Here is a 2,167-nt window from a genome sequence, read left to right as displayed (position 1 = left end):
AGTGCCTCGACGACCGCTCTCCAGCCGAACTCATGAGAAGATTGCAGCGCCAGCACCGGTAACCAGCGCATTCGCAACGACGGGACGAATTCACCAGGGGCCGGTTCTGCCATTCGGCCATGCCCTCCATCACCTTGTCGGTGATCGTCGAGATCGTCGAGCGTGACACCTCGGCCCCGTACACCTCGGCCAGGTGCGCGCTGATCTCACCGGTGGTGAGGCCCTTCGCGGACAGGGAGATGACCATGTCCTCCACCCCGGACAGGCGCCGCTGCCGCTTGGCCCACGATCTTCGGCTCGAACGTCGCGGCCCGATCGCGCGGAACCGCGATCTCGACCGGCCGATCTCGGTGACGACGGTCTTCGCCCGAGTGCCGTTGCGGGAATTGCCCCCATCACGACCGGCCGGGTCGCCCTTGTCGTAGCCGAGGTGGCCGGTGATCTCACCTTCGAGGGCGGCCTCCAGGACGCGCTTGGTCAGCTGGCCCAGCAGGCCGCCCTCTCCGGTCAGTTGCAGGCCGGCCGCGCGGGCCTGCTCCACCAACTGTCTGACCAGCTGGGTGTCGACGCCGTCGGTGTCCGGCGTGGCCGGCCTGTCTTTCGCCATGTCGTCATCAACGAGCGTGGGTACTACATCGAGCATCGGTGCTCCATAAGGTTGTTCGTGTCTGGGGTTGGTGCCTCGGATGCCCGGGACGGCGGGGTGTGGCTGATCGGTTCTTGTCCGTGGTGGCCTATCGGGAGTGGCCGCCTCGCCGTTTCTGGACGCCTGGCTGCTGATTGAGATCTGTGCGTTCGTCGCTGTTTATGGAGCTGCTGGCCAGGGTGATCCGCGGGGATAGTGACGTGTCTGGGGAGGACGCGGGTGAAGGTCCGCGACATGATCTGGGTCGGCATCGACGTGGGCAAAAGCCACCATCACGCGTGCGCGGTGGACGCCATGGGCAAGACCGTGTTCTCGCGCAAGCTGGTCAACGGCCAGGCCGAGATCGAAGCCCTGGTGGCCAGGGCCGGTGAGGCCGCCGGGCAGGTGCGCTGGGCGGTGGACATGACCAGCGGCGGAGCCGGGCTGCTGCTGGCCGTTCTTGCAACGGCTGGTCAGCAGGTCGTTTACGTTCCGGGGCGGCTGGTGAACCGGATGGCCGGCGCGTATGCCGGTGAGGGCAAGACCGACGCCAAGGATGCCCGCACGATCGCCGAGACCGCCCGGCTGCGCCGGGACCTGACCATGGTGACCGCGACCGACCCGGTCATCACCCAGGTGCGGGTGCTGACCTCGCGTCGTGAGGACCTGACGGGTGACTGGGTCCGTGGCGTCAACCGGCTGCGGGATCTGCTCAGTTCGATCTTCCCGGCGTTGGAGCGTGCGTTGGACTACTCGAGCCGGTCCCCGCTGATCCTGCTCACCGGCTACTGCACTCCGGCCGGCGTGCGCGGCGTCGGTCCCGACGCCCTGGTCGGCTGGTTGCGTGAGCACGGCGCTTGGCCTCGGTCGATCCCCGACATCGTGGCCAAGGCCAAAGCCGCTGCGGACCAGCAGAGCATCGCACTGCCCGCCGAGGCCACGACCGCACCGCTGATCGCACGGCTGGCCGCGCAGCTGCTCGACCTCGACCGCGAGATCAAGGAACTCGACAAGCAGATCGCCAGCCTGTTGGCCGACCATCCGCAGGCCAACGCGATCACCAGCGTGCCCGGGTTCGGGCCGCTGCTGACCGCCGAGCTCCTCGCCGCCACCGGCGGCGACCTGCACACGGCGTTCGGCAGCTCCGGCCGCCTGGCCGCATACGCCGGACTGGCGCCGGTGCCTCGCGACTCCGGACGCGTGCGAGGCAACCTGCACCGGCCCAAGCGCTACCACCGCGGCCTGCGCCGTGTGTTCTACATGGCAGCGTTGTCCGCGATCCGGCCCGACGGGCCGTCGCGGATCTACTACCAGCGCAAACGATCCGAAGGCAAAATCCACACCCAGGCGCTGATCGCCCTTGCCCGCCGCCTCGTCGACGTCATCTGGGCGCTGCTGCGCGACGGCCGCGAGTTCCATCACTCACCGCCAATCAGCGCGGCCGCGGCTAGTAGTGCTTTGTTAGGTCGGTGGTCGGCGTTTGCGGCGGACGGTTCTGATCTTTCGTCGGCAGGTGGGGCAGGCGCCGGTCCGGGTGGCGAG

At 68.4% G+C, this 2,167-nt stretch carries 1 protein-coding gene and 1 pseudogene; one reads left to right on the top strand and one right to left on the bottom strand.

Annotation, left to right across the window (positions count from 1 at the left end; genetic code table 11):
* The coding region (locus AB0J67_RS40745) for a transposase (RefSeq protein ID WP_363491125.1) at positions 1–643 on the bottom strand (643 nt) is incomplete at its 3' end.
* Positions 644–865: 222 nt separating this feature from the next.
* Between AB0J67_RS40745 and AB0J67_RS40740 the strand changes: the two are divergent.
* Positions 866–2,071, top strand: a pseudogene (locus tag AB0J67_RS40740) (IS110 family transposase); the annotation flags it as partial.
* Between the last annotated feature and the right edge of the window lie 96 nt (positions 2,072–2,167).

The sequence above is a fragment of the Catellatospora sp. NPDC049609 genome, from assembly GCF_040675365.1.
Classification (GTDB): Bacteria; Actinomycetota; Actinomycetes; order Mycobacteriales; family Micromonosporaceae; genus Catellatospora.
Note: the sequence above shows the minus strand (reverse complement) of the source record. Positions and strands in the feature narration are given on the sequence as shown.